This is a genomic window from Litorimonas haliclonae, from assembly GCF_965138505.1.
In the GTDB taxonomy this organism is placed as follows: domain Bacteria; phylum Pseudomonadota; class Alphaproteobacteria; order Caulobacterales; family Maricaulaceae; genus Litorimonas; species Litorimonas haliclonae.
This window is the reverse complement of the sequence record NZ_CBCSCO010000002.1, coordinates 615,374-639,504: the sequence shown is the minus strand read 5'-3', so window position 1 is coordinate 639,504 and position 24,131 is coordinate 615,374. Positions and strand designations below refer to the sequence as shown.

General features: G+C 51.4%; 18 protein-coding genes. 12 read left to right on the top strand and 6 right to left on the bottom strand.

Annotated elements, in window-relative coordinates:
- Position 1: 1 nt before the first annotated feature.
- From ACNA05_RS07230 to gloB, 3 genes are all read right to left on the bottom strand, one after another.
- A complete protein-coding gene (locus ACNA05_RS07230; RefSeq protein WP_415810753.1) occupies positions 2 to 1,795 on the bottom strand; it encodes a long-chain-acyl-CoA synthetase in 1,794 nt (597 codons plus the stop codon).
- A gap of 360 nt (positions 1,796 to 2,155) precedes the next feature.
- Positions 2,156 to 3,865, bottom strand: a complete 1,710-nt coding sequence (locus ACNA05_RS07225) for a hypothetical protein (RefSeq protein ID WP_415810752.1) — start codon at positions 3,863 to 3,865, stop codon at positions 2,156 to 2,158.
- Between the two features lie 76 nt (positions 3,866 to 3,941).
- Positions 3,942 to 4,685 carry a hydroxyacylglutathione hydrolase gene (gloB, locus tag ACNA05_RS07220; protein WP_415810751.1) on the bottom strand — a complete coding sequence of 248 codons (744 nt, stop codon included), beginning with the start codon at positions 4,683 to 4,685 and terminating at the stop codon, positions 3,942 to 3,944.
- Between the two features lie 433 nt (positions 4,686 to 5,118).
- Here gloB and greA point away from each other — a divergent pair, with 433 nt between their 5' ends.
- The 5 genes from greA (at position 5,119) to ACNA05_RS07195 (ending at position 11,581) form a co-directional block, all read left to right on the top strand.
- Complete coding sequence (gene greA / locus ACNA05_RS07215; RefSeq protein WP_415810750.1) at positions 5,119 to 5,592, top strand: transcription elongation factor GreA; 474 nt, start codon at positions 5,119 to 5,121, stop codon at positions 5,590 to 5,592.
- Positions 5,593 to 5,627: 35 nt separating this feature from the next.
- Entirely contained in the window at positions 5,628 to 6,653 is a 1,026-nt protein-coding gene (locus tag ACNA05_RS07210) for a mitochondrial fission ELM1 family protein (RefSeq protein ID WP_415810749.1), read from the top strand.
- Between the two features lie 128 nt (positions 6,654 to 6,781).
- Positions 6,782 to 7,753, top strand: a complete 972-nt coding sequence (trxB, locus tag ACNA05_RS07205) for a thioredoxin-disulfide reductase (RefSeq protein WP_415810748.1) — start codon at positions 6,782 to 6,784, stop codon at positions 7,751 to 7,753.
- Positions 7,754 to 8,674, top strand: a complete 921-nt coding sequence (locus ACNA05_RS07200; protein ID WP_415810747.1) for a LysR family transcriptional regulator — start codon at positions 7,754 to 7,756, stop codon at positions 8,672 to 8,674.
- A gap of 321 nt (positions 8,675 to 8,995) precedes the next feature.
- Positions 8,996 to 11,581, top strand: a complete 2,586-nt coding sequence (locus tag ACNA05_RS07195; protein ID WP_415810746.1) for a response regulator — start codon at positions 8,996 to 8,998, stop codon at positions 11,579 to 11,581.
- Positions 11,582 to 11,597: 16 nt separating this feature from the next.
- On the opposite strand, the gene ACNA05_RS07190 is transcribed toward ACNA05_RS07195, so the two are convergent.
- Positions 11,598 to 12,731, bottom strand: coding sequence for a pyridoxal phosphate-dependent aminotransferase (locus ACNA05_RS07190; RefSeq protein WP_415810774.1), 1,134 nt, complete (start codon positions 12,729 to 12,731; stop codon positions 11,598 to 11,600).
- Positions 12,732 to 13,070: 339 nt separating this feature from the next.
- On the opposite strand from ACNA05_RS07190, the gene ACNA05_RS07185 reads away from it, so the two are divergent.
- Positions 13,071 to 14,756: a hypothetical protein gene (locus tag ACNA05_RS07185; RefSeq protein WP_415810745.1), complete on the top strand. Its 1,686-nt coding sequence runs from the start codon at positions 13,071 to 13,073 to the stop codon at positions 14,754 to 14,756.
- A gap of 10 nt (positions 14,757 to 14,766) precedes the next feature.
- Here ACNA05_RS07185 and ACNA05_RS07180 read toward each other — a convergent pair whose 3' ends face one another.
- The gene (locus ACNA05_RS07180; RefSeq protein ID WP_415810744.1) at positions 14,767 to 15,351 is read right to left on the bottom strand and encodes an SRPBCC family protein; all 585 of its coding nucleotides are present in this window, start codon (positions 15,349 to 15,351) and stop codon (positions 14,767 to 14,769) included.
- Positions 15,352 to 15,445: 94 nt separating this feature from the next.
- Between ACNA05_RS07180 and ACNA05_RS07175 the strand changes: the two genes are divergently transcribed.
- Complete coding sequence (locus ACNA05_RS07175; RefSeq protein WP_415810743.1) at positions 15,446 to 16,993, top strand: FMN-binding glutamate synthase family protein; 1,548 nt, start codon at positions 15,446 to 15,448, stop codon at positions 16,991 to 16,993.
- A gap of 98 nt (positions 16,994 to 17,091) precedes the next feature.
- Entirely contained in the window at positions 17,092 to 17,934 is an 843-nt protein-coding gene (gene yghU / locus ACNA05_RS07170; RefSeq protein ID WP_415810742.1) for a glutathione-dependent disulfide-bond oxidoreductase, read from the top strand.
- 67 nt (positions 17,935 to 18,001) lie between these two features.
- Here yghU and ACNA05_RS07165 read toward each other — a convergent pair whose 3' ends face one another.
- Complete coding sequence (locus ACNA05_RS07165; protein WP_415810741.1) at positions 18,002 to 18,781, bottom strand: YebC/PmpR family DNA-binding transcriptional regulator; 780 nt, start codon at positions 18,779 to 18,781, stop codon at positions 18,002 to 18,004.
- Between the two features lie 204 nt (positions 18,782 to 18,985).
- On the opposite strand from ACNA05_RS07165, the gene ACNA05_RS07160 reads away from it, so the two are divergent.
- From ACNA05_RS07160 to ACNA05_RS07145, 4 genes are all read left to right on the top strand, one after another.
- Positions 18,986 to 20,479 carry an alpha,alpha-trehalose-phosphate synthase (UDP-forming) gene (locus tag ACNA05_RS07160; protein WP_415810740.1) on the top strand — a complete coding sequence of 498 codons (1,494 nt, stop codon included), beginning with the start codon at positions 18,986 to 18,988 and terminating at the stop codon, positions 20,477 to 20,479.
- A gap of 12 nt (positions 20,480 to 20,491) precedes the next feature.
- A complete protein-coding gene (gene otsB / locus ACNA05_RS07155) occupies positions 20,492 to 21,220 on the top strand; it encodes a trehalose-phosphatase (protein WP_415810738.1) in 729 nt (242 codons plus the stop codon).
- Positions 21,204 to 22,994: a glycoside hydrolase family 15 protein gene (locus ACNA05_RS07150; protein ID WP_415810737.1), complete on the top strand. Its 1,791-nt coding sequence runs from the start codon at positions 21,204 to 21,206 to the stop codon at positions 22,992 to 22,994. Before otsB ends, ACNA05_RS07150 begins: the two co-directional genes overlap by 17 nt.
- Positions 22,995 to 23,093: 99 nt before the next feature.
- Positions 23,094 to 24,125: an alpha/beta fold hydrolase gene (locus tag ACNA05_RS07145; protein ID WP_415810736.1), complete on the top strand. Its 1,032-nt coding sequence runs from the start codon at positions 23,094 to 23,096 to the stop codon at positions 24,123 to 24,125.
- The last annotated feature ends 6 nt before the right edge of the window (positions 24,126 to 24,131 follow it).

Below are 24,131 nucleotides of genomic sequence, written 5' to 3'. Positions count from 1 at the left end.
CTTACAGCCGGATATCCCCGGAATTAATTTTCTTGAATGCCGCCTTGTCCAGCTTTTTAAACTGACCACTTTTTGAATCCGCGTAAAAAAGAGGTTCAGAAATGTTGGCCGGGTCATACCCCGCTTTCACAAGATTGGTTTTCTTGAATTTAAAAGTACTCGTTGTATCGGATTCTTTTGATAAACGCAGAAAAACAGGCTGTGCAAAAGCCGGAAGCTCCGTCTTTAAAAGCTCCATGAGCTTTTTCAAATCGGGTTCTTTCTCCGAAACAATAGCCGCCATGCCGGCGCGGCCGTCATAGCCCGGCACCTCAACGCCATAGACATTGGCTTGGGTGACGCCTTCATATTTAGACAAGATAGAAGCCACCTCTCCAGTAGCCACATTTTCCGCCTTCCAGCGATAAGTATCGCCGACACGGTCCATGAAGTAGTAATAGCCGAGCTTATCTCGCTTCATCAAATCGCCGGTTCTGAACCACGCATCATCTTTTTTAAAGACATTGCGCAAAATCTTTTTCTTAGTCGCGCTTTCATTCTGATAGCCGTCAAAGCGGAAGCGGGCATCATCAGTTCTTATTTCGCCAATCACTTCTCCGATTTCATCGACATCAGCCCGAATGCAGAATCCGTCCGCGCCTCGGGGATTTTCTTCGGTGTCCACGTCAAAACGGATAATATCAATGTTGAATTTGAATTTCAGATAGTCCGGGACGCGTCCGACAGCGCCGGGCGGGCCGTCGACATTTATCAGGCTAACATTGCCTTCGGTCGCCCCATAAAATTCGATAATGTGCGGAATATTAAAGCGTTGAGTAAACCCTTCCCAGACATCTTTACGCAGGCCGTTACCTATCGCCCAACGAATTTTATGTTGCCGTTCCAACGGATGAGCCGGAGTAGATAATAAAAACCGGCAGAGTTCTCCGACATACGTAAATTGCGTCGCTCCGTGCCGAACGGCTTCGTCCCAGAACTTCGTCGCCGAGAATCGGGCTTGAACAATAACGGCTCCGCCATGTGTCAGAGCACAGCCAATACCGACCAAGCCGCCTGTCGCGTGATAAAGCGGCAGAACCATCATCATACGGTCTTTGGGGCCGGACTTTGCGCCTGTCCCAATACCGCGAAGGTAATTCTGCGCCCGAACATGTGTGACTTTCGCCGCTTTCGGCATTCCCGTTGTGCCAGAAGTGAACATTTTTATGGCCTGCCCTCCGGCTTTGAGGCCTTTGCGACCGGATTTCGGCGGACGGTTTGGAACAATATCAGTCAAAGCCTCGTCAAAAGTGCGGTAGTCCGTCACTTCACCGAACGCGGCCCAAACTGTAATATCAACTGTAACATCGTCTTCGGCGGCGGCCCATTGATCAGCCATTTCGTGATCTAAAATCATATGTTTGGCGTCAGAAATATTGACGCAATGCGCCAATGCCGCACCGGAGAGCTGGAAATTTAAAAGCGCCGGAACGACCCCAATCTTTGACAGCCCAAACCAAAGGGCAACATATTCCAAACGGTTACGAACAAAAACTGCGACCGTATCATTTGCCTTTAATCCTTGCGCCTTTGCCCATCCCGCTACCTTATTGGCGTAGTCTTCGAACTCGTCATACGTCCATTCTCGATCATCTTCGATAAAGGCTGTATTCGGCCCAAATTGATCGACCCGCCTTTCTAGCTCATCGGCAATCAGATGATTACTCTCAGCATCAACCTCTTTCACAGACCGCAACATACGAAGCAATCCGCTCAGATAATCGACTTCCCTTTTAATGGTAGAGATAAATCCCATGACAATTCCCGCTATTCAGGCTGTTTTATTTGCCTGTTTATTTAGTGATCTCGAGGAACAATAAAGACAGGGTCTATGGGGTCAAGCAGGTGTTAGAAAGCAAAGCACATTAGTCAAAGAAAAACCCGGCTATCCAAAGATAACCGGGCGAAGATCATGACTAGCATCGAAAAACTTGCGTGGGAGCGTCAAGTTGTTCCGTAGGAACCTTGAAGAACATATCTTCAATATTCAGAGTTACTTTTGCAATAGGTGTGCCAGTTTAAAAAGCGAATTTTTAATGACATTTTCCGATCATGTCGGCCCTGTCACCCGGAATCTGTCTCAAAAGATGTAAGACAATGTCCCGATTTGAAACGCTTATCGCGGATAACGGTTAGTCTCGTCGATCATGCAGGTTCCATCCGGCTGCGCCTCAGTCCCAGCAGGGCAGTTTTGTGGCTCTAAATCTCTCAGAGGCCGCGGGCTCCGTATCGGTTCAGTTGACCGATACACCGGTTTCGGATTTGAGACGGTCACAGTTGACCCCGTATTATATCGCCCGCCAATAGCTTGCTTGAAACCTTCAATATAATTTGGCGGCACGAAAATTGGATATTCCCGGCCTTCCACATCCAATGCTAAAATGGTCAAACCATCATAGCGGGCCGCCTCCAGTCGATTTGCGGGAATGAAGACACTCAATTTTTCCTCCCGTGCGCAATCGACATCCACATTCCTCACAACGTCGCGGGAATAGCTGTCTCCTAATTGGAAGAATTTCAAGACGGCTTTGCTATTGCCTGAATGTCCACCCTTTATCGTTTGCGGCGTAACTCTTTTGGGCGCTGAACGCTTAGGCGGTCTTGCGCGGCTGGGCGGCGCTGAACGGGTGGGCCTTGAACGAGATGTAGGCGCGCTGCGCGTCGGAACTGAACGAACCGCGGGCGTCGGCGCGGGCCGTGTTTGTCGGCGAGGTGTAGACCTGGTTTCGCGCCGGGAGCTTGGATTTTTTACTTGGCCTCTATCTGAGCGGATGGCACGTGTTCGACTTTGAGGCTCTTTCTCTCGTCTTTGCGAAAGATTAGGCACAGCGCGAATAACGGTGTTTTCGCGTGAAGTCTGACCCCGATTGCCGCGATCTCTATTTCTATCCCCTCCGTCAGACCGGTCTGCGTCTCTTTGCCGTGAACTATTGCCGCGATTGCCGCGGCTCCGGTCATTGGCTGAGTCGCCTCGGTCTGATCTATCACGCCGGTTTTCTGCCCGTAAGGGGTCCTGCCCGACAGTCACCCGGCTACGACCAGAGCGATCAGACTGTATTATTTGTCCGGCTATTCTCGAATTGTTATCGTGTCTATGGCCGCGATCTCTGTCCCTATCTCTACTGCCATCCCGACCCTGGTCACGATCTCGATCTCTGTCTCTACCTCTATCATCTCGGCGAGAATTGCCGCCTCTGCCCCGATAGCCATCATAGCGGCCCCGGCTCCATCCGCCGTAATGCCCTCCATAACCGCGCCCCCGGCTGCGCCAATAGGGTCGGTCAAAACGGCCATAGCGGTGATAGCCGCCATAATAGCGGCTAGGTCTAAACAGATTTAAGCTAAATGTCGGAGCGTAATAATAGCTGTGGTCGTAGATGACGTCTTGAACGTTGCGGGAGCATTCAAGAACACGATTGTCGCGTAGCACGGCTGGCGCAAGTGACCCCGAGAGGTAAGCAGCATCCGTAAATCCACGCACATCAAAAGGATCATCACTGTGTGAATTATAATAAAACCCCAAATCTAGAATAACGCCGTTCGTAAAAACCTCTCCATCTATTGCCGTGACGGGCGTAGAGACGGATCTAAGGCTGACAGACCCCGCCATGGCGCGGTCTTCCTCGAATGGGTCATAAGTCGGAGCAATAAATTCTGTTTGCCCGGTTCTGTTATTGAATTCACGTTTTACATCGAGCGCAATTTCGTCAGGGCTTAGGTCGGGAAGAGATTGATATTCTTCAGCAAAGCCCGAGGAGGCAAGCGACGTTGTAAACAAAAGCGCCGAAGCGAAAAATCCGGCCCGAAGGTGTGTTTTTCTATCCATATCTATGCATACCATATAGGAGATAGGCACAGGCTGAAAGTCACGTTCACATCTTGTTCATGTTCAAGGCTTGTATTTATTGGAAATTGTCTTTGGCCGAGCGGATATTTCCCAGCGCCTCATCACTCTCTGCCCGCATAAACGGATTTGTCGCAAGTTCCCGCTCAATTGTGCCGGGAACTGTCGGCTCTCCTTTTTCACGCTTTAATGTGGCAGATTTAATCGCCTCCAATAAAGCCTCGTTTTCCGGCTCTACCGTTAGGGCAAAAGCGGCGTTGGACAGGGTATATTCATGCGCGCAATAAACTTTAGTTTCGGGCGGAAGCTCTGCCAGCTTTTGCAGACTTGAGCGCATTTGGGCGGGCGTGCCTTCGAATAGACGGCCACACCCCATGATAAATAATGTGTCGCCAACAAAGACGGCATTTGCATCAGGCACGTAAAAGACAATATGATCCTTGGTGTGTCCGGGCGTGTGCCAGACATAGACTTTATGGCCTGCAAAGTCGAATTCATCGCCGTCTCCGACGCCTTTATCCAGTCCTGGAATTCGTCCCTCTATCATGTCCGGACCCGTAATCGTCAGGTCGTATTCTTCTTTCAGGAAGAGATTTCCTCCGGTGTGGTCCCAATGATGATGAGTGTTCCATATCTCTGTCAGGGTCCAGCCCCGCTTCTCGCATTGCGCGGCAATGACCTCACCGTCAGGACTATCGATTGAGGTCGTCTGACCCGTCGATTTGTCAAGAAGTAAAATGCCGTAATTATCTGACAAGCACGGAAAAATTGTAATTTCGAGATTGGGGGAAACATCTGTCATAGACCGTCAATATGGGTAAAAACAGCGGCAAGAACAAGGCGCGAGCGCTTTTTATCTATCGGCAGTACGCAGGAGAAGACAATTGACTCTCCTCCTTACTCCCTCCAAATTAGGACAGCTTAAACTAAATTTCGTCTCCTTTCGAATGGGGTTTGGGCATCGGCGACAGGGTGGCACCCCTGTCGCCATTCTTTTTCATTGAAATAGGTACGTTGAAACATTTGGTGTTGAGCCACGCGCTCAAATTTTACGTGCCTCTCTGCCGCCCAGAGTAAGACTTTCCTTGGAGTTTCTTGACAAAGAAAAAAAGGATACCATCTATTAGGCTTCATGCGGTTTGGGGCCAGATTGGCTTTCACAGTTTAGTCTTGACCCAACGCCGCAAGACCTTATGGGTCTTTGCTACATTTTTTTGCGAACTGGACAAAATATTATGCAAAAATATCCTATGACCGTAAACGGCCATGACGCTCTTGAGACCGAGCTGAAACATTTGAAAACTGTTGAGCGCCCGGAAGTGATTCAGGCGATTTCGGTCGCGCGCGAACATGGTGACCTTTCCGAAAATGCAGAATATCATGCGGCCAAAGAAAAGCAGGGCTTCATTGAAGGCCGGATTCAAGAGCTTGAATCCAAATTGTCTCTCGCGCAGGTCATTGATCCGACGACCATGTCCGGTGACACGGTTCGTTTTGGCGCGACTGTAAAAATCGTCAATGAAGACACAGACGAAGAGAGCACATACCAAATCGTCGGAGAAGACGAAGCCAGCATTAAAGAAGGCAAAGTCTCTGTCACCTCCCCAATTGCTCGCGCCATGATTTCCAAAGTCGTTGGCGACGTATTCGAAGTTATCGCGCCCGGCGGATCAAAGGGATATGAAATCCTGGAAGTCTCCTTCATCTAAACTATGGCGTTTCGACTTTGGCTTCCTCTTAAATTATGAGTTCCCCAGCCAAAACAGCCTTCTCTGACAAGGAGGAGGCGTTAAATGGCTGGGTCATAAGTGATGGGCGCCGAGGGATTGAAAATCAGGCTTTAGGGCTCACCGAAGCCGCCGCCCGGCTCCGTCCTCTCAATTTTACGCAACATGTTTTAGCGCCGGGCCGCGCTTTCAAAGCGGCGACGCCTTTGATGCAATTCGCGCTTAAAAATCGCCCTCCTGATTACGGCCTCCCGCGCGAATCCCCGGACATCGCCGTTGGCTGTGGACGCCAGGCGATTGCCCCCTTACTGGCGATTAAACGCACCCTACCCTCTTGCTTCACCGTTTACATACAGGACCCGAAAATTGACCCGGCTAGGTTTGACCTTATTGTTTCTCCAGAGCACGATAATTTGTCAGGCCGAAATGTGGAGACGATGATCGGGTCGCCCAACCGCGTCACGCGGGACAGGATTGTCAAGGAAACATTGGCGTTCGAAACAGAGCTAAACCGCCTCCCCATGCCTCGGGCGGCTATCCTGATTGGGGGACCAAGTAAGCGCTACAAATTTAGTGAGGCAGATCATCACAACCACCTGAACGCCGCGAAGGAGATTTCAGGCCAAGGTTATACACTGCTTATTACGACCTCGCGCCGAACGCCGGAGTGGGCCATGCAAGATTATGAGAAACTGGCCAAGGGCAGTGACCGTATTTGGCTCTACACGGGCGAAGGCGACAACCCTTATTTTGCGTTTCTAGGCGGCGCAGATATCTTTCTGATCACCGAAGAAAGCACCAATATGCTGACAGAGGCGGCCAGCACAGGGAAGCCCGTATTCACTTTGCCTCTGACAGGCGCGCCCGGAAAGTTTCAGACTTTGCACGACGCCTTGGCACAAGCCTGCAACCTCAAGCCCTATAACAGCGGCGTCCTCTCGCAGATGTCTAAGGCTTTTGAGTATTCGCCGTTACAGGAAACAGACCGGATCGCTGAAAGGCTGTGGGCGCACTTTGATCGCCGCGACGCCAGATTAAACTAGCTGTTCCCTTGTCGGTTTAGTTTCTTTTCGGAAACTGACGGTGATTATCCCCCGTAAATAACGGGCTCCGCTTGCGAATCCGACCATCCCCCCTTACTTATGTCTGGATATTTACTAGAGGCATTCTTATGAGCGACACCGTTCACCATAAAGTCATGATAATCGGCTCAGGACCGGCGGGCTATACAGCCGCTGTTTATGCGGCCCGCGCTATGCTGGAACCGGGCATGGTCGCCGGCTTGCAACCCGGCGGACAGCTGACCATCACGACCGACGTTGAAAACTACCCCGGATTTCCAGAAATTATGGGCCCCGAATTGATGGACAAGTTCAAGGAACACGCCCTTAAATTTGGGACAGCCTTTTACGAAGACACAATCACCACGGTAGATTTTTCCAAGCGTCCATTTGTTCTCAATGGCGACGGCGGAACTGTGTACACTGCGGATTCTGTTATTATCGCGACGGGCGCCCAGGCAAAATGGCTGGGTTTGCCCTCAGAAGATAAATTTCAAGGCTTCGGTGTTTCCGCTTGCGCAACTTGTGACGGGTTTTTCTATCGCGGCAAGGAGGTTGTTGTGGTGGGCGGCGGGAATACCGCTGTTGAGGAAGCTCTGTTTCTGACGAATTTTGCTTCCAAAGTTACACTCGTCCATCGGCGCGACAGCTTACGTGCCGAGAAAATTTTACAAGAGCGTCTTTTCAATAACGAAAAAGTCGAAATTCTCTGGGACACGACCCTAGAAGAAATTCTGGGTGACGAAGACCCTCTTGGGGTGACGGGGGTTCGCCTTCGGGATGTAAAGACGGATGAAGAGTTTACCCGCGATACACACGGTGTATTCATCGCGATTGGTCACAAACCTTCTACCACAATTTTTGAAGGCCATGTCGCCATGAATAGCGGCGGGTATATCACGACAGCTCCAGACAGCACCGCAACAAATATTCCAGGCGTCTTTGCGACAGGTGACGTCTCGGACGAGACTTACCGCCAAGCCGTTACAGCGGCGGGCCTCGGCTGTATGGGCGCTCTGGAGGCAGAGCGCTTCCTGGCTGAACATCACGAAGCTGAACCTGTTCAGGAGGCAGCGGAATAAGTGCCAGATTCCCTCGACTGGGATAAGCTTAAAACCTTTCACGCTGCGGCTGAAAATGGGTCCCTGACCGCCGCAGCGGATGCCTTAAAGATATCTCAGTCAGCCGTCTCCCGTCAGATCACGGCGCTCGAGCAGGATCTCGATATTTCACTTTTCCACCGCCACGCGCGCGGGCTTACCCTGACCGAACAAGGCCATATCCTGTTCAAAGCCTCCAGAGACATGGCCTCCAAAGTAGCGCTGGCACAGTCCTCTTTGCGCGACAGCCGGGAAAAACCGCAAGGTTTATTACGTGTTTCGACTCCCATTTCTCTAGGCTCTAATTGGCTAACGTCTGTATTGCCTGAATTTATGGCTACTTATCCTGAAATCGAAGTCCAACTAATATTAGAGGACAGTGAGCACGACTTGTCGGTCTTTGACGTTGATTGCGCATTACGCCCGTGGCCAACGACCCAAGGTGATGTGATCGAACGGAAACTTGGTCAAATCACGCAGAGTATTTATGCCAGCCACGCCTATTTGGCCGCTCACGGGGCGCCGGCGTCCGCGCAAGATTTGGATAATCATAAAATCATTGCCTTTGGCGATCTTATTCCAAAGAATCTCAACAGCTCCAACTGGGTCTTGACTGCCGGGGCGTCTGTGCCGCGTAAACCCACGCTAAGCGTCAACAATTTACACGGCATTATGCGGGCGGCCGAAGCCGGTATAGGATTGGCCGGGATCCCGGATTATATGACCGTGCTATCCCGCCGATTGGTCAAAGTTCTGCCAAGTGTTTCCGGCGAGCCTATTGATCTTTATTTTGTCTACCCGACTCAGTTGCGCGGATCTGTCAGGGCCAAGGTGTTCCGTGAATTTTTGCAACGCGTCACCCGAAGTTGGATCGCCTCTCCCCCCAGACCCGTCAAAGCATAGAGCATTTTACCCCTAATCATCGTAAGATCAGTCATTTTTTGCCGAGAATAGATGTTAGCTATGCGTTAAGACATAGGTCCTTTGCGGCGTTGTGTGTTCTCTCGGTGGAATAAATCTTTATATACACTCGAGAAACACGGCAACGTCCTCCCCTTTTGTGGCCCTGTTTTTACCGCATACAGTTCTCCCCGATTTGTATTGCGAAGACTTCACCGGGTTTTGAGTTTTTACTCAAACCCGGTTTTTTTTCGCCTTTTCTTAACTTTAAACCGTCACAAAGCGCGCGGGGTTAGGTCTATTGACATAGAATTAGGGTAAGACATGGTCGATAATACGGGTGATACTTTAACACGTCGGGACATGAGCCATCAAATTGCCCCCGAACACCGCGATCTCATTTTAGATTATCTCTGCGATCATTTGGATATCAGTGTTTCTGTTCTTGATGAGGACCTGAATTATCAATTCATTTCTACTAAATCTTACGAGCAATTAAAAATTAGCCTCGATGATTTGAAAGTAGGGGATCCCCTCTCGGCATGCCATGACGCAATGTTCGCAAACGGCATGTTGACCAAGGAAATTCTAAATAAAGACAATCTTTCACCAGAAGCTCAAATAGAGTCCAACCAATCCAAAACACGTATGAAGCGAAAGCTGCTAAGACTAGGCGATGGCAGCACACAAAGTTTTGTTCGGAAAAAGCTTTCGAATGGCTTCACTCTATCAATGGCTGAGGACATTTCTGAATTGGTGGAAATGGATGCCATGTTTGAAGAGTCCCTCATGCTCGGCAAAGCCGGGTATTGGAAATACGACCTGAAAACAAAAACTTATCACTTAAGCGAGTCACTTCGGCGTTACTTCGGTCCAGAAGGTGTCAAAAAAATTGATGCGCATGGCATAGCGGCTATCATGGTTCCGGAAGACAGAAAACATCTGAAAGAGATGGTCCAGAGCCTATCGCAGGGCAAAAGCCAAGCGATAGCAAAAATCAGATCAATTACTCATGATGGGCGCATTCGGTGGAGCCATTCTACGGCAAAACTCGTCAGAGACCCTTCAGGGCGGCCAATGTCTATATGGTCTTTCGTTCGGGACATTCATCATGAACATAGACAGGAAGAAGACCTAAAGACCGCCAAAGACAATGCGATTGCGGCCAGTAAGGCTAAATCTGAGTTCCTCGCTAATATGAGCCATGAAATCCGGACGCCGATGAACGGCATATTGGGCATGGCGGAATTGCTCGGAAACACCAAAATTGACACACGGCAAAAAGAATTTGTCGACGTCATTAACAATAGCGCATCGGCCTTATTGACGATTATTAACGACATCCTTGATTTCTCTAAAATCGAAGCCGGAGCGTTGGAACTTGACCCCATTCCTTTCGATCTGAAATCCGCTGTCAATGATGTGACCTCCCTCCTCGTCGCGAAAGCACAGGAAAAAGGCCTCGAGCTCATTATAAACTATCCGTCGGTAATGCCGTCAAGTTTTATTGGTGACGGCGGACGAATTCGTCAGGTCATGACCAATCTTATCGGAAATGCCATCAAGTTCACAGAAGAGGGGCATATCACCGTCACGGTAGCCGTCTCGGAACCTCGGGACGGGTTGAGCTGCATCCGGATGGACGTTTCGGACACAGGTATTGGTATTCCGGCTGACAAACTCAATCATATTTTTGATAAATTTACGCAAGCCGATGGTTCAACGACAAGGGTTTATGGCGGAACCGGTTTGGGTCTCGCAATTTCAAAAAGTATCGTCGAAATGATGGATGGACGTGTTTCTGTTACATCTGAAATCGGGCACGGGTCACAATTTTCAATTCAAATCCCTCTACCGCTCGACCCCGAAGCCGAGGCCGTTAAATTTGATATTTCTTCTCTAGAGAATAAAAAGGCGCTTATCGTCGATGACATTGCCGTCAACAGACAGGTCCTAAAAGAACAGCTCGAAAGTTGGGGCGTCACAAGCGACAGCGTCGCGGACGGCGTAGAGGGATTAAACACCCTGAAAAAAGCTCAAGCGATGAATGAGCCTTACGACTTCATCTTGTTAGATTACCTCATGCCAGGACTGAACGGACAAGAATGGGCTGAAATGGTTCATAACAACCAAACTGTAACCGCCCCGCCGATTGTAATGCTTTCTTCGTGTGATCAATCCGTCTCAACCACGGCCTTACGTGGAATCGGTATTACGAATTATCTCGTTAAACCCGTCCGGGAAAGACGATTACACGAAGCCGTTGTTGAGGCGGTAAGTCTTGCCGAATCCAAGCGGCTGGTTGAAAATAACGACGCCGCCGCGCCTATCGCTCCAATTTCTTCTAACACTGCCCCTAAAAAGTCTTTGCCAACACCCTCGATCTCAAACAGTAACCCTGCCTCGAAAGACTTGAAAACTAAATTCCCGGAAACGCCGAAAGTCGTTTCAAAAGATACTTCAGATGACAATCGGGCTTCGAATGAGAATGAACCCAGCAATGCGAAAACCCGCATCCTTGTTGCCGAGGACTTCCCTTTAAACCAAGATGTCGTGCGTCTAATGTTATCGGATTCGCCTTTTGAACCCATTTTCACCAATAACGGAAAAGAAGGCGTAGACCGTTACATCGAAGAAAACGGTAATTTTCCGGTTATTTTGATGGATGTTTCTATGCCTGTCATGGACGGATATGAAGCGGCGCAGCAAATTAATAAGTTCGAAAAAGCGAATGGTCTGCCTCACACCCCGATCATTGCTCTGACAGGCCATGCGTTGAAAAATGACCGCCAGGATTGTCTGGATGCCGGGATGGATGATTATTTGACGAAACCCGTCAAACAATCAGAATTGCTTGAAAAACTCGAATATTACGCCGCGGGTGGAGCGACGAAAGCCATCGCGGTTTAAGGCTGTATCTCGCGTATTAGAGGCTCTTACAAAACGTGTTTAAGCGCGCGCAGGCCTCTTTGAGCAACTTTGGGTCTGCCGCATAGGACAACCGAACGAACCCGGGCGCGTGAAAGGCCGATCCCGGCACAAGCGCAACTCCGCTATCTTCCAATAAAGCAGTTGTAAAATCCGTATCCGAAGCAAGCCGCCCGCCCAAAACTTCCCGACAGTCGAAAAATGCATAAAAGGCCCCTTCCGGCTCGCGGCAGCTTAGTCCATCAATCGAGTTTATCGCCTTCACCACATCTTTGCGGCGGGCGGCATACGCCTTGCGGGCCTTAGCAATAAAGTCCTGCGATCCGCTTAGAGCTTCCAGCGCCGCCCATTGAGAGATTGACGCCGGATTTGACGTCGTCTGTCCCATATACTTCGCCATGGCTTTAATGAGCCAGTCAGGCCCGCCAGCATATCCAATGCGCCAGCCCGTCATGGCATAAGCTTTCGACACCCCGTTCATGGTAAGCACGCGGCCTTTCAAATCCGGAGCGACCGAGGCCAGTGTCGTAAATTGAAAGCCATCGTAAACAAGATGCTCATAAATATCGTCACACAGAACCAGAATGTCCGGATGACGCCGCAAGACAACTGCCAAAGCGGCCAAGTCCTCACGGCTATAAGCTGACCCGGTGGGGTTTGATGGGGAATTTAACATGAGCCATTTAGTTTTAGGCGTGATTGCCGCCTCTAAGGCCTCCGCCGTCAACCGAAATCCAGAGTCTACACCGCATGGCACTATAACGGGTTTGGCGCCGAGCAAGCTAACCATACCGGGATAGGATACCCAACAGGGCGCCGGGATTATGACTTCATCACTGGGATTTAGGGTAACGGCCAGGGCATTGAAAATAACGGGTTTGCCTCCAGGGGACACATTTATTTCTGCCGTTGAATAAGGCAGCCCGTTTTCGCGTTGGAATTTTTCGACAATAGCCTCTTTTAACTCAGGGATACCGTCCACCGCCGTATAACGTGTCTTTCCGTCTGCAATCGCTTTGGCCGCCGCGTCGCCAATATGAGCTGGCGTATCGAAATCAGACTCCCCTGAAGACAATCCAATAATGTCCCGACCTTGAGCCCTTAAATCCCGCGCCAATTGCGTCATCGCCATAGTGGCAGATGGCGCGACTGAGAGGATAGATTGAGAGAGTGATTTTTCGGACACGATAACCAGACCTTTATTGGGTTCTCAACATCTCTAGTCCTAATATCGGGGTGAAGCTACGGGTTCCGCACCAAAAGTCTGAGAGAATTTAGTTTTTGCTGTAATTTACTCAGACTTGAAATCATGGGTCCAGAAATCCGGGCGTTGGATATAGGTTCTAAACAAGATTTAATCCCTTCCCCGGCTTCCACTGCCCTCTGCCCCTTGGCGCGCGCCCAGCTTCACCTTATGGCTAAGGCTCAAGGGACTCCGTCATCGGAGGTAGAATCGAGGATTTTAGCGCGGGTGAATCACTCCATCACATATGACGCGCGGCGATGGGGCGGAAATTTTTCGCCTTATCACGACGACAATGCGATAAGTGACTTCATCGATGATGATGCTTCGCGCATTACCTCTATCATAGCGGGAGTGATCGCCGTCCATTTGGCGATGTTTTTCATGTTGTCGCCCCATTTTATTATGCCCGATTTGAAACCGGAAGAGCCAGAGGTTCTACCTGTACAGATCGTTGCTTTTGATCCGACGCCGCAACCGGAGCCTGCCCCTGTTCCGGAACCTGAAGTTATACAACCCGCTATCCCGGCCCCGGCCGTCGCGCCGCGCACGAAGCCTACACCACAGCCCACGCCTCCGCCGCCAGACCCGGAGCCCGAGCCGGAACCCGTGATCACACCGCCCCCTCCAGAGCCAGAGCCAGAGCCAGAACCTGTTCCAGAGCCCATTCCGGAGCCCGAGCCTGAAGTTGAACCAGAACCTCGAATCACACCGCCTCCGCCGGACATCATTTCTGAACCGGTTACTGAGCCGGAACCAGAAACCGAGCCTGAACCTTTGCCGATTCCTGAGCCGGAACCGACCCCTGAGCCTGAGCCTGAGCCTGAACCTGAGCCAGTGCCTGAACCGCCCGTCATAGAGCAGGAAACTCTCCCTGATCCGATCATTGAGCCTGACCCTGTTATTGAACCAGAGCCGGAGCCCATCGTTGAGCCTGAGCCTGTTATTGAGCCGGAACCGGAGCCCGAGCCTATAATAGAACCGGAGCCCATGATTGAACCCGAGCCCGAATTAGAGGCTGAGCCGTTCCAAACCCCGGAGCCCGTAGAGGAACCAGCCGCCCCCGGCGCAGTTGTCGAGGAGCCTTTGGAAGACCTTCCTCCGGCGGAGGAGCTTCCCTCTATTGAAACCGAACCTTTGACCGAGCCGGCGGAAACGCCCCCTACACCGGATAGTATCGATCCCCCCGATGTAAGCGAAGCTGCGCCGTCCAGTCCGGATGTAATATCCACCGCCCCGTCTGTCCTTGCCTCGCCTGATGCCCCGACGACCCAGAGCGAAGCTGATAGAGCCGTTCCGCAATCACAATCAGATCCATTGGGTGATTTATTGAGGCGGCCTGTCGGTCTTCCCCCTTCGACGCCGGGCGCCGGAGGGCCAACTGTTTCCGGGCCTCAAACTGGCGGCGGGAACGAAGGCGTCCCAGGCGGCGGTACGCGGCGCGAAAACACGCGCGGTGCAAATGGCTGGACACTAACTCCGAGCCGGAGTCCGGGGGCAGGATATGACGGTCTCAATCTGGACATTCGCTGCCGCGAAGCCAACCGCACCCACGAAAACTGCCCCGAATACTTGAAAAAATTCCAAGGGCGAGACGCAGCGGGATGGGAAAGCTTTAACGGCAGAGCGGGAACAGGAACTGACAGCGGCCAACGGCAGCAGGCCCCGGCCTCGCGGCGTTCTTTAGGTCTACCCATTGGCGATAATTCTGTGAATGCGGGCGGGCCGTCCTCCACCATATTCACGGACGCTCCCGAAGTCAGTTTTGATCGCGAGTTCCTAAATAAGCCCATTATTATTGAGGAAGATAAGGGGCGGTTGCGAGACCTTCTCAAGCAACCTGACGATAAGCCGGATTTGCCGGACTGGATGCAGCCGGAAACCTTGCCTGAACCTGAACCGGACCCAGAGTGACCCCTGGACTTTATTGATTGGCTTCGACTTGGGACTTTAGGCGGCTGAGAGCTGTTTCCAGACTTTTACCGATTTGCGGCTTCATAAACCTGCCCCTTAGCCTATGAATGTAAGGAAAGCCGGGTTGGGGAATTTCCCTTTTTGAAAGCACGGTCACGCTATCATCCGGGTTCCTGAAAACGGCGTGAGTCGTCGTTGTTTCTTTGCCGTTAACTGTCACTCTAAGCTGGACAAATTCAGGCGCGCTTTCTTGCATTATTTCGCGGCTGCCCACTTCATAGCCTTTCGGGCCGTCTTGCCAGGCTTGGTTTTGCCCCAATCCGGATTCTGCTCCAGCTGTCAAAATTTGAGTCCCGTCCAGCTTTGCATCCAAAGCTGCCCAAGATTGATATTGTTTCAAATCATTCAAGTAAGGAAAAATATCCTCTTCATAGGCGCTTACTACCGTAGATCGCTCGACTTCCAGCGTCGCAGGCATATAGAACCCCACCGCACAGGCAGCGATAAAAAGGCCGAAGACGCCGAATATTAGTCCCAGAAAAAGTTTCACAATCATTCCTTTAATTGCCGGAACTGTAGGTGAACCCCACCTCATAATCCAGCCCTACAAATTTCAGTGAGATTTTGGTGCAGTCCTTGCAGAGGCCATTTTACGAGCGCATAGTTGAGGCATTCATCAGGAGCGAACCATGCCGTTTTTTATCTCGCATCTATTTGCCCAAACAGGTCCTAACGGGACGACGGTAGAGGAAGTGACAACTTTTGCATCGCGCGGGCTTAACCTTCTTGGTTCCCTTTTTCTTTTCGTCATTGGCATCATTGTTATTGCCGCCGCAGTTATATTCATCATTGATATTACCCAGACGTCCAATGCTGTTCACCGCAATTACCCGGTTTTGGGACGTTTTAGAAAAGTTTTCTCCCGTCTCGGAGAGTTCTTCCGGCAATATTTCTTTGCCCAAGACCGCGAAGAAATGCCGTTTAATCGGGCGGAGCGGGATTGGGTAAATGAAGTTTGCGATGAAGGTAAAGATGTCGTGCCATTTGGCTCGACCAAAGTGTTAACGCCCGGCACGCCAATTTTTGCCAATGGTTTATTTCCGCGTTTGGATGATGAACATGAAACGCTCCCGCCCTTTATTATCGGCCAAGGCACCCCTCACCCTTACGCCCCTAAAAGCTATTTTAATATTTCCGGGATGAGTTATGGAAGCCTCTCCAAACCCGCTATTCAAGCATTGTCACATGGGGCCGGTATGGCCGGGTGCTGGCTCAATACCGGCGAAGGCGGCGTCTCACGTTTTCATCTGGAAGGGGAGTGCGACATCATCTATCAGCTTGGCACGGCAAAGTTCGGCGCTCGCAATGATGACGCCACTCTGAACGAAGACAAGCTTCGCAAAATTTGCGAAAATCATCATATTCGGATGATAGAAATCAAACTATCTCAAGGCGCAAAACCCGGTAAAGGCGGCATCTTACCCGCCGAGAAAGTAACGAAAGAGATAGCGGAAGCTCGCGGCATCCCTGAAGGCATGGCCGCCATTTCTCCAAATCGCCATGTCGATGCGTCCAACTCCGAAGAATTGCTGGATTTGATAGATCAGGTCAGGCGCGTATCCGAGAGACCTACTGGCCTGAAAATATGTATAGGCAATCCGGTGCCTATAATTGAATTTCTTGAAGCCATCAAAAAACGCGGGAAAGCGAGCGCGCCCGATTATATCGCCGTAGACGGGGGCGACGGCGGCACGGGCGCTGCCCCTCTCCCATTGATTGATAATACCGGTTTGACAATACGCGAATCTTTGCCGCTCATGGATGACCTTTTACGTGAATACGGTCTTCGAGACCGCGTTGCCCTCGTTGCCAGCGGGAAATTAATCACATCTGCAGATGTCGCCTGGGCATTTTGCGCGGGGGCTGACATCGTGACTGCAGCCCGGGGATTCATGTTTTCTTTGGGCTGTATACAGGCGTTGAAATGTGACAAGAACACATGCCCGACAGGCGTCACCACACATAATCACCGCCTCCAGCGCGGGCTGAACCCAACTAATAAGGCAGTGCGTGTAAAGAATTATGTCCAGAGTATTCAAAAAGAGGTCGAAATGATTGCCCATGCTTGCGGAGTCGAAGGGCCTCGAGAGCTTACCCGCGAACACCTTATGATTATTCAGTCGTCTGGCCGAAGCAAACCCTTCAAACAGGTTTGGGATCGGTCGAGGTATAATTAGAGCATAGCCCTGCCGCCGCGTTTCAACTTATTGTGAGCCCCCTTTTCCCCAGCTCGAACCTTCCCATATCAGGAAGGTATTAAAATGAGAGAGATTATATGACTGACACGACAGATTACACTCCGCCAAAAGTCTGGAAATGGGACAAAGAATCCGGCGGTAAATTTGCTAATATTAACCGCCCCATTGCCGGTCCGACCCATGAGAAAACTTTGGAAATTGGTCAGCACCCTTTTCAGCTTTATTCCCTCGCAACGCCCAACGGGCAAAAAGTGACTATTATGCTGGAAGAGCTTTTAGCCGCCGGTCATAAAGGCGCAGAATATGACGCTTGGTTGATTGATATCCAAGAAGGCGATCAATTTGGCAGCGGGTTTGTCGATATTAATCCAAACTCTAAAATACCGGCCTTAATGGATCACAGCGTTTCCCCTCCGCAGCGCTTATTTGAATCCGGCTCTATACTTCTCTATTTGGCCGAAAAGTTTGGCGCTTTTCTTCCTGAGGAGCCCTCAGCCCGGGCTGAAGCCATTTCATGGCTTTTCTGGCAAATGGGAAGCGCACCTTATCTCGGCGGCGGATTCGGACATTTTTATGCCTACGCCCCGATCAAGATTGAATATGCGATTGATCGTTTTTCCATGGAAGCGAAACGTCAATTGGACGTTCTGAATCGCCGTTTGGCGGATAATGAGTATCTGGCGGGCGACGAATATTCGATCGCAGATATAGCGGTCTGGCCCTGGTATGGCGGTGTGGCGACCGGGAAAGTCTATGACGCCGAAGAATTTTTGCAAACCCATGAATATGAACATGTTCTACGTTGGGCAAAACAGATCGCCAAACGTGAAGCGGTCCAGCGGGGACGGCGCGTCAACCGGACCTGGGGCGACGAGGACCAACAGGTAAAAGAGCGCCACAGCGCGTCTGATCTGGATTAGGTTAAATCCTGCCCAATAAAAAAGGCGGCCAAGAGGGCCGCCTTTTTCGTGTTCACTGCATGGATCCCTATTCCTCGTCGGAAATTGTCGCCATAGCTTCTTCGGTCATCGCGAAACTATGGAAGACGTTTGAAACGTCGTCGACATCTTCAAGAGCGTCGTTCAATCGCATTACGGCAGCAGCCTGCTCAGGATTGTCAATCTCGTTCTGCGCTTTCCAAATCAAGTTGACGGACTTGGCTTCACCAAATTTCTTTTCCAGCTCTCCGGCAACTGGGCCGAGATCATCCCGCGCTGTCCAAATCGTGTGAACGGGTTCATATTCGTCCCACTGGTCATTCGCTTCTTCATCTGTCTCGACATCTTCCGCGCCGGCTTCGATTGCCGCTTCCATCATTTCGTCTTCACTCGTCACAGCAAGTGGATACTCAATTTTACCCATCTGATCGAACATGAAGGTTACAGAGCCAGTTTCGCCCAAGGCTCCGCCATTTTTAGAAAAGGCCGTCCGAACTTCCATCGCTGCGCGGTTTTTATTATCCGTGCTGGCTTCGACAACAAAGCCGATACCGCCTGGGCCAAAGCCCTCATAACGGATTTCTTCATAATCCGCTCCGTCGCCGCCGACGCCCTTGCTGACCGCGCGCTGGATATTATCCTTCGGCATGGACTGGCCTTTGGCGTTGGCAATTGCCAAACGAAGGCGCGGGTTCATGTCCGGGTCTTCGCCGCCCATTTTCGCCGCGATGGTGATGTCTTTTGAGAGTTTTGAGAAAAGTTTGGAGCGCAATTTATCCTGACGGCCTTTACGGTGCTGGATATTGGCCCATTTGGAATGACCTGCCATGGCGAGTCCCTTTGAAGTAAAACGAAAATTTGTGGCGTTCTAAGGGATTGGCGGAAGCGGAGCAAGGGCGTTAAACGGTGAGCGTTCGTCCAATTACGCCGAAACCATAGGGCCATTTGCCTTAATCCATGATGAAATTTTCGGCGGCGCGCCCTACTATGCATCAAATCTCTCCAACTCTGCCTCCAAACCAGGGGCTGAAGTTTGAAACACCGGCTTGAACGGCCTCTGTCTTTAGCTCGAAACCAATTCCTGCTATGGGAATTATTCTATTTACACGCTTTAACCTTGTCGGATTTTATCTTGACCCAGCCGGATCCCGCCAGCAGCAGATTGATTGCCATTTCCAACCGAACCGCTTTTGGAACAAAGTCCAAAGCCGGCGGATTAGCTGTGGCCGTCTGGGACGCGCTAAAGTCGTCCAACGGTTTATGGATGGGGTGGAGCGGAAAGATTTACGATTTTCCAAGCAATCGTTTTTCCGAAGCCGAACAGGACGGCGTTAACTTCGCGCTGTGTAATTACACCAAAACGGAATATGAAGATTTTTACCTTGGATATTCCAATAGTGTTTTGTGGCCTGTCTTCCATGGCCGCGTGGATCTGGCGAAGTTTGATGATAGGAACTTCAAAACCTATGTCGAAATAAATAAACGCTTCGCCGAGAATACGGTGGATTTGGCCGAAGCAAATGACGTCATCTGGGTACATGATTATCATTTTTTATTGGTCGCAAAATTTTTAAGAGAAATGGGGTCGTCTCTGCCCTGCGGATTTTTCCTGCATATTCCTTTTCCTAATCCAGATGCATTCCGCTCCATCCCGGATCACAAACACCTTATTGAAGGGCTAATTTCTTATGACGTCGTCGGACTTCAGGGAAAGCGTGATGTTGCGAACCTGAAAATGTATTTGGAACAGGAAATGGGAGCGGAGCCAGTCAGCGATACCGTCATGCGAGTGAACGGGCGATCGGTTTTTTTGCTCCATTGCCCTATAGGAATTGATGTAGAATCGTTTTCGCAAACCGCAACAAGTGGGGCCGCTCTAGAAGCTCGCAACCGTATTTCCACCTTTCAACGCAACCGGAGCCTCGTTCTCGGTGTTGACCGAATGGATTATTCCAAAGGCCTCCCCCAACGGTTTGAAGGGATGGCGAAATTCTTTGATGACTATCCCCACCAGCACGGCAAAGTGTCCTTCACCCAGGTGGCGCCCCCGTCTCGCGAAATGGTCGATGAATATATGCATCTTCGCGAAGAACTCGACGCACTCGCCGGGCGCATCAACGGCGACTACGGCGATCTGGACTGGATACCAATCCGGTATTTAGCGCGCGGATATGCACGTGAGGAAGTTGCCGGACTTTACCGTCTGGCCGAAGTTTGCCTTGTCACGCCTCTGCAGGACGGAATGAATTTGGTGGCCAAAGAATTTATTGCCACACAGGACCCAAATGATCCGGGTGTTTTGGTTTTGTCGAAATTCGCCGGCGCCGCCGAACAGATGAAAGACGCCCTATTGGTCAACCCGCACAGCCCCACCGAAATTTCGGACGCTGTGGCAAAGGCCCTTTCAATGCCGCTTGAGGAACGTAAAAAACGCTGGCAATCGCTCTTTGATGGAATCATGTCCGAAGACATTACGTGGTGGCGCGAGCGGTTCATGACCGTCCTAAACGCTGTTTCCGCCAATTAATTGGATTCTGTTTTGACATCCTATCCTAAGCCCCTTTCCTCGCAAGACGCCGTGTTCCTCGACTTTGACGGAACGCTCGCCCCTATTCAGGAAGAGGCAGATAAAGTCGCCCTGCCCGAAGGCGGCGCAGAAATAATTCTGAACTTGTCGCGGATACTCGGCGGCGCTGTCGCCCTGATATCTGGCAGGGGATTACAGGACCTCTCCGGGCGCGTTCCGAAGGAAGTCTGGCGATTTGGTAATCACGGGCTTTATTCTGCCCACCCAGGAAAACAGGCCAAAGCCCCTACGACTTTCTTACCCAATGATTTTATGAAGGGGCTTACCGCTCTGACCGAAACACTTAGAGGCGTTGAAATAGAAACCAAAGGGCCAGTCGTGGCACTTCATTACCGAAAGGCGCCTAACGCGGAGACCGCCCTCAGGGAAAAGCTTCCTTTGCTCGCTGCCAATTTCCCCGATTATAATCTGCAAGAAGGAAAATGTATCTTCGAGATCAAACCAAAAGGCGCCAATAAAGGCGAATGTCTACGCAAAGCCATGAACACCTCCCCTTTCCATGGACGCCGGCCGGTCATGATTGGGGATGACACGACCGACGAAGACGCGTTCAAAGTCGTAAATGAACTCGGCGGAATGTCGATAAAAGTCGGGGAGGAAGATACCTCCGCGAAATATCGCCTGCCGAATGTGGCCGCCGTCCATATATATTTGAAAGAGTTTCATGACGCAGAAAAATAAAACAGAACAAGGTCTGGATCTGGGCATTGTCGGCAACGGCACGGTCGCCGGACTGATAGACAGACGCGGGGCTTACCGCTGGCTTTGCCTGCCGCGTCTGGACGGCGAACCCGTCTTTAATAGCCTGATGAATGGCGGCGGCACGTTCGGTGTCTGGATGGAAGGTCTGGAAAAGCACAGCCAAAGTTACGAGAAAAACACGGCAATTCTCCGTACCCGCCTCGAAGCGAAAGACGGCAGCATATTGGAAATTGTCGATTTTTCGCCTCGCTTTGACAAAAACGGACGTACCTTCCGTCCCGCCGCCGTCGTGCGGCAGTTTCATGTCATTGCGGGTGAGCCCAAAATTGCCATCACGTTATCTGTCGAGGCTGAATGGGGGAAAACAAAGATTAAACCCAAGCGCGGGGTCAATCATATCCGCTATGAATCCGAGGACACCCGTTTTCGTATTACCACAGACGCCCCCGTTTCCTATGTTATGAACGGGACCCAATTTCTGCTCGACAATGATGTAACCTTTATCCTCAACGCCGACGAAGCGCTGGCCGATAGCGTCCATGCTCTGGCAGATGATTGGTACCGCCGCACGGCGAGCTACTGGTATCGCTGGTCGCGCAGCCTGGCTATCCCGATTGAATGGCAGGACGCGGTTATTCGCGCAGCCATCACGCTCAAACTCTGCGTATTCGAGGAGACCGGCGGCATTGTTGCCGCGCTGACGACCTCTATCCCGGAACACTCCGGGTCCCAGCGAAATTGGGATTACCGTTATTGCTGGATTCGGGACGCCTATTTCTCGGTGACGGCCCTGAACCGCTTGTCCGAAATGGAAACGCTCGAACATTATATGCGCTGGGTGAGAAATATCGTCTCCCATTCCAAAGGCGGCCATATCCAGCCCGTTTACGGCATCAGCCTGGAAGAAAACCTCACCGAGACCATCGCCGAAGCTCTGCCGGGCTATAGCAATATGGGCCCGGTGCGCGTGGGAAATCAGGCAGCGGAACACATTCAGCATGACGTATACGGACAAATTGTCCTTGGCGTCGCGCAGAGCTTTTTCGACAAACGCCTTTTAAATAATCCCGGCCTCGCCGAGTTCAAAGCCCTCGAACCTGTGGGCGAACGCGCCTATGCCATGCACGATCAGCCCGATGCAGGGATCTGGGAGTTTCGGACCATTGCGCAGGTTCACACCTCTTCCGCCATTATGTGCTGGGCGGCCTGTGACCGGCTTTCCCGAATCGCTGCGCATTTGGGGCAGACTGACCGCGAAACTTATTGGGAAGAACGTGCGGGCCTCATCCACCAAAAAATCCTTGCCGAAGCCTGGAGTGAAGAGCGCAACGCCTTCACCGCCGCGTTCGGCGGGGAAGCGCTCGACGCCTCTGTCCTGCTCATGGCGGAAATCGGATTTATCTCCGCGCAAGATCCGCGATATGTCGGCACTGTCGAAGCCATCGAGGCGGAACTCCGCGAAGGCGATCACATTTACCGCTATAAAGTTGAGGATGACTTCGGTCGGCCCGAGACCGCCTTCACGGCCTGTACCTTTTGGTATATCGACGCGCTCTCGCGCATTGGTCGCAAAGACGAGGCCCGCCGCCTGTTCGAAAACATCCTCTCCACCCGCAACCATCTCGGTCTTCTCTCTGAGGATGTCGACACAGAGACCGGCGAACTTTGGGGTAATTTCCCGCAAACTTACTGCATGGTCGGCATAATTAATTCTGCCGCGCTGCTCAGCAAGAGGTGGACGGAAACGATCTAGATACCCGTGTCGGTTAATGGGAACAAATAACGACGAGAGGCTTTGCAAGTCGTGAAAGATTTATTTCCCCCGCCGTCTAAACCTTGAGAACTCGATATTATGACCTCATTCAAATCTATTATCTTCGCCGGAACCCTATTCTTAGCGTCTGCTCTTTGCGCGACAGCGGGGGCTCAGGAGACATCCACTCCCTCCGTCACCGGAATAAATCTGGAATCTATAGATTATGCCTATCCGAGCCAGAGCTTGGAACTGGACGGGACGGATGATGCGGGGCGCCCGCTCGTCATGTCTTATCAGGATGTCGCCCCCACCGCGGAGGCCAGCGGACGAACCATTGTCCTTTTGCACGGTAAAAACTTCACAGGGGATTATTGGGGCCAGACGGCGCGCGACCTTGCCGCGTCGGGCCACCGGGTCATTATTCCTGATCACATCGGGTGGGGCAAAAGCAGCAAGCCGATGGGGCCGTTTAGTTTCCAGCGCCTCGGGTCGCAAACTTTTGAATTACTGAATCATCTGGAGGTCCAAACGGCCACGATTCTGGGCCATTCCACTGGCGGCGTTTTGGCAACCCGTATGGCGCTCAGCTTTCCGGAGCGGGTAGAAGCGTTGATATTGCTTAATCCGCTAGGGCTTGAGGATTACCAAGCGCTCACACCCTACCGCACCGTGGAAGAGTGGGAATCGCGCAATCTCGATATGACGCGCGACAAGATGAAATCCTATATGCGCGATAGCTACTATGACGGGAAATGGTCAGATAAATTTGACCGAAGCCTGGACGTCTTTGCCGCGCCGCTCCGGAGTCCGGATTACCCTCGCCTCGCCCGCATCAGCGCTCTGCAATATGATATGATTTATAGCCAACCGGTCGTTCAAGATTTGGACAAGCTCGAAATGCCGACGCTGCTTTTAATTGGCACGCGCGATCGTTCTGCCCTGAATAAGGACTTGGTGAGCGAGACGGAGCGCCAGGAACTTGGCCGTTACGACCGCCTCGGCAAACAGGCAGCCGAGCGCATTCCGAACTCGAAACTGGTAGAATTTCCGAGCATTGGACACCTCCCGCATTTAGAGGATTATGAAGCATTTATCGCCGCGCTTCAGGACTACTTAGCGGAGCCGTAAAACTGC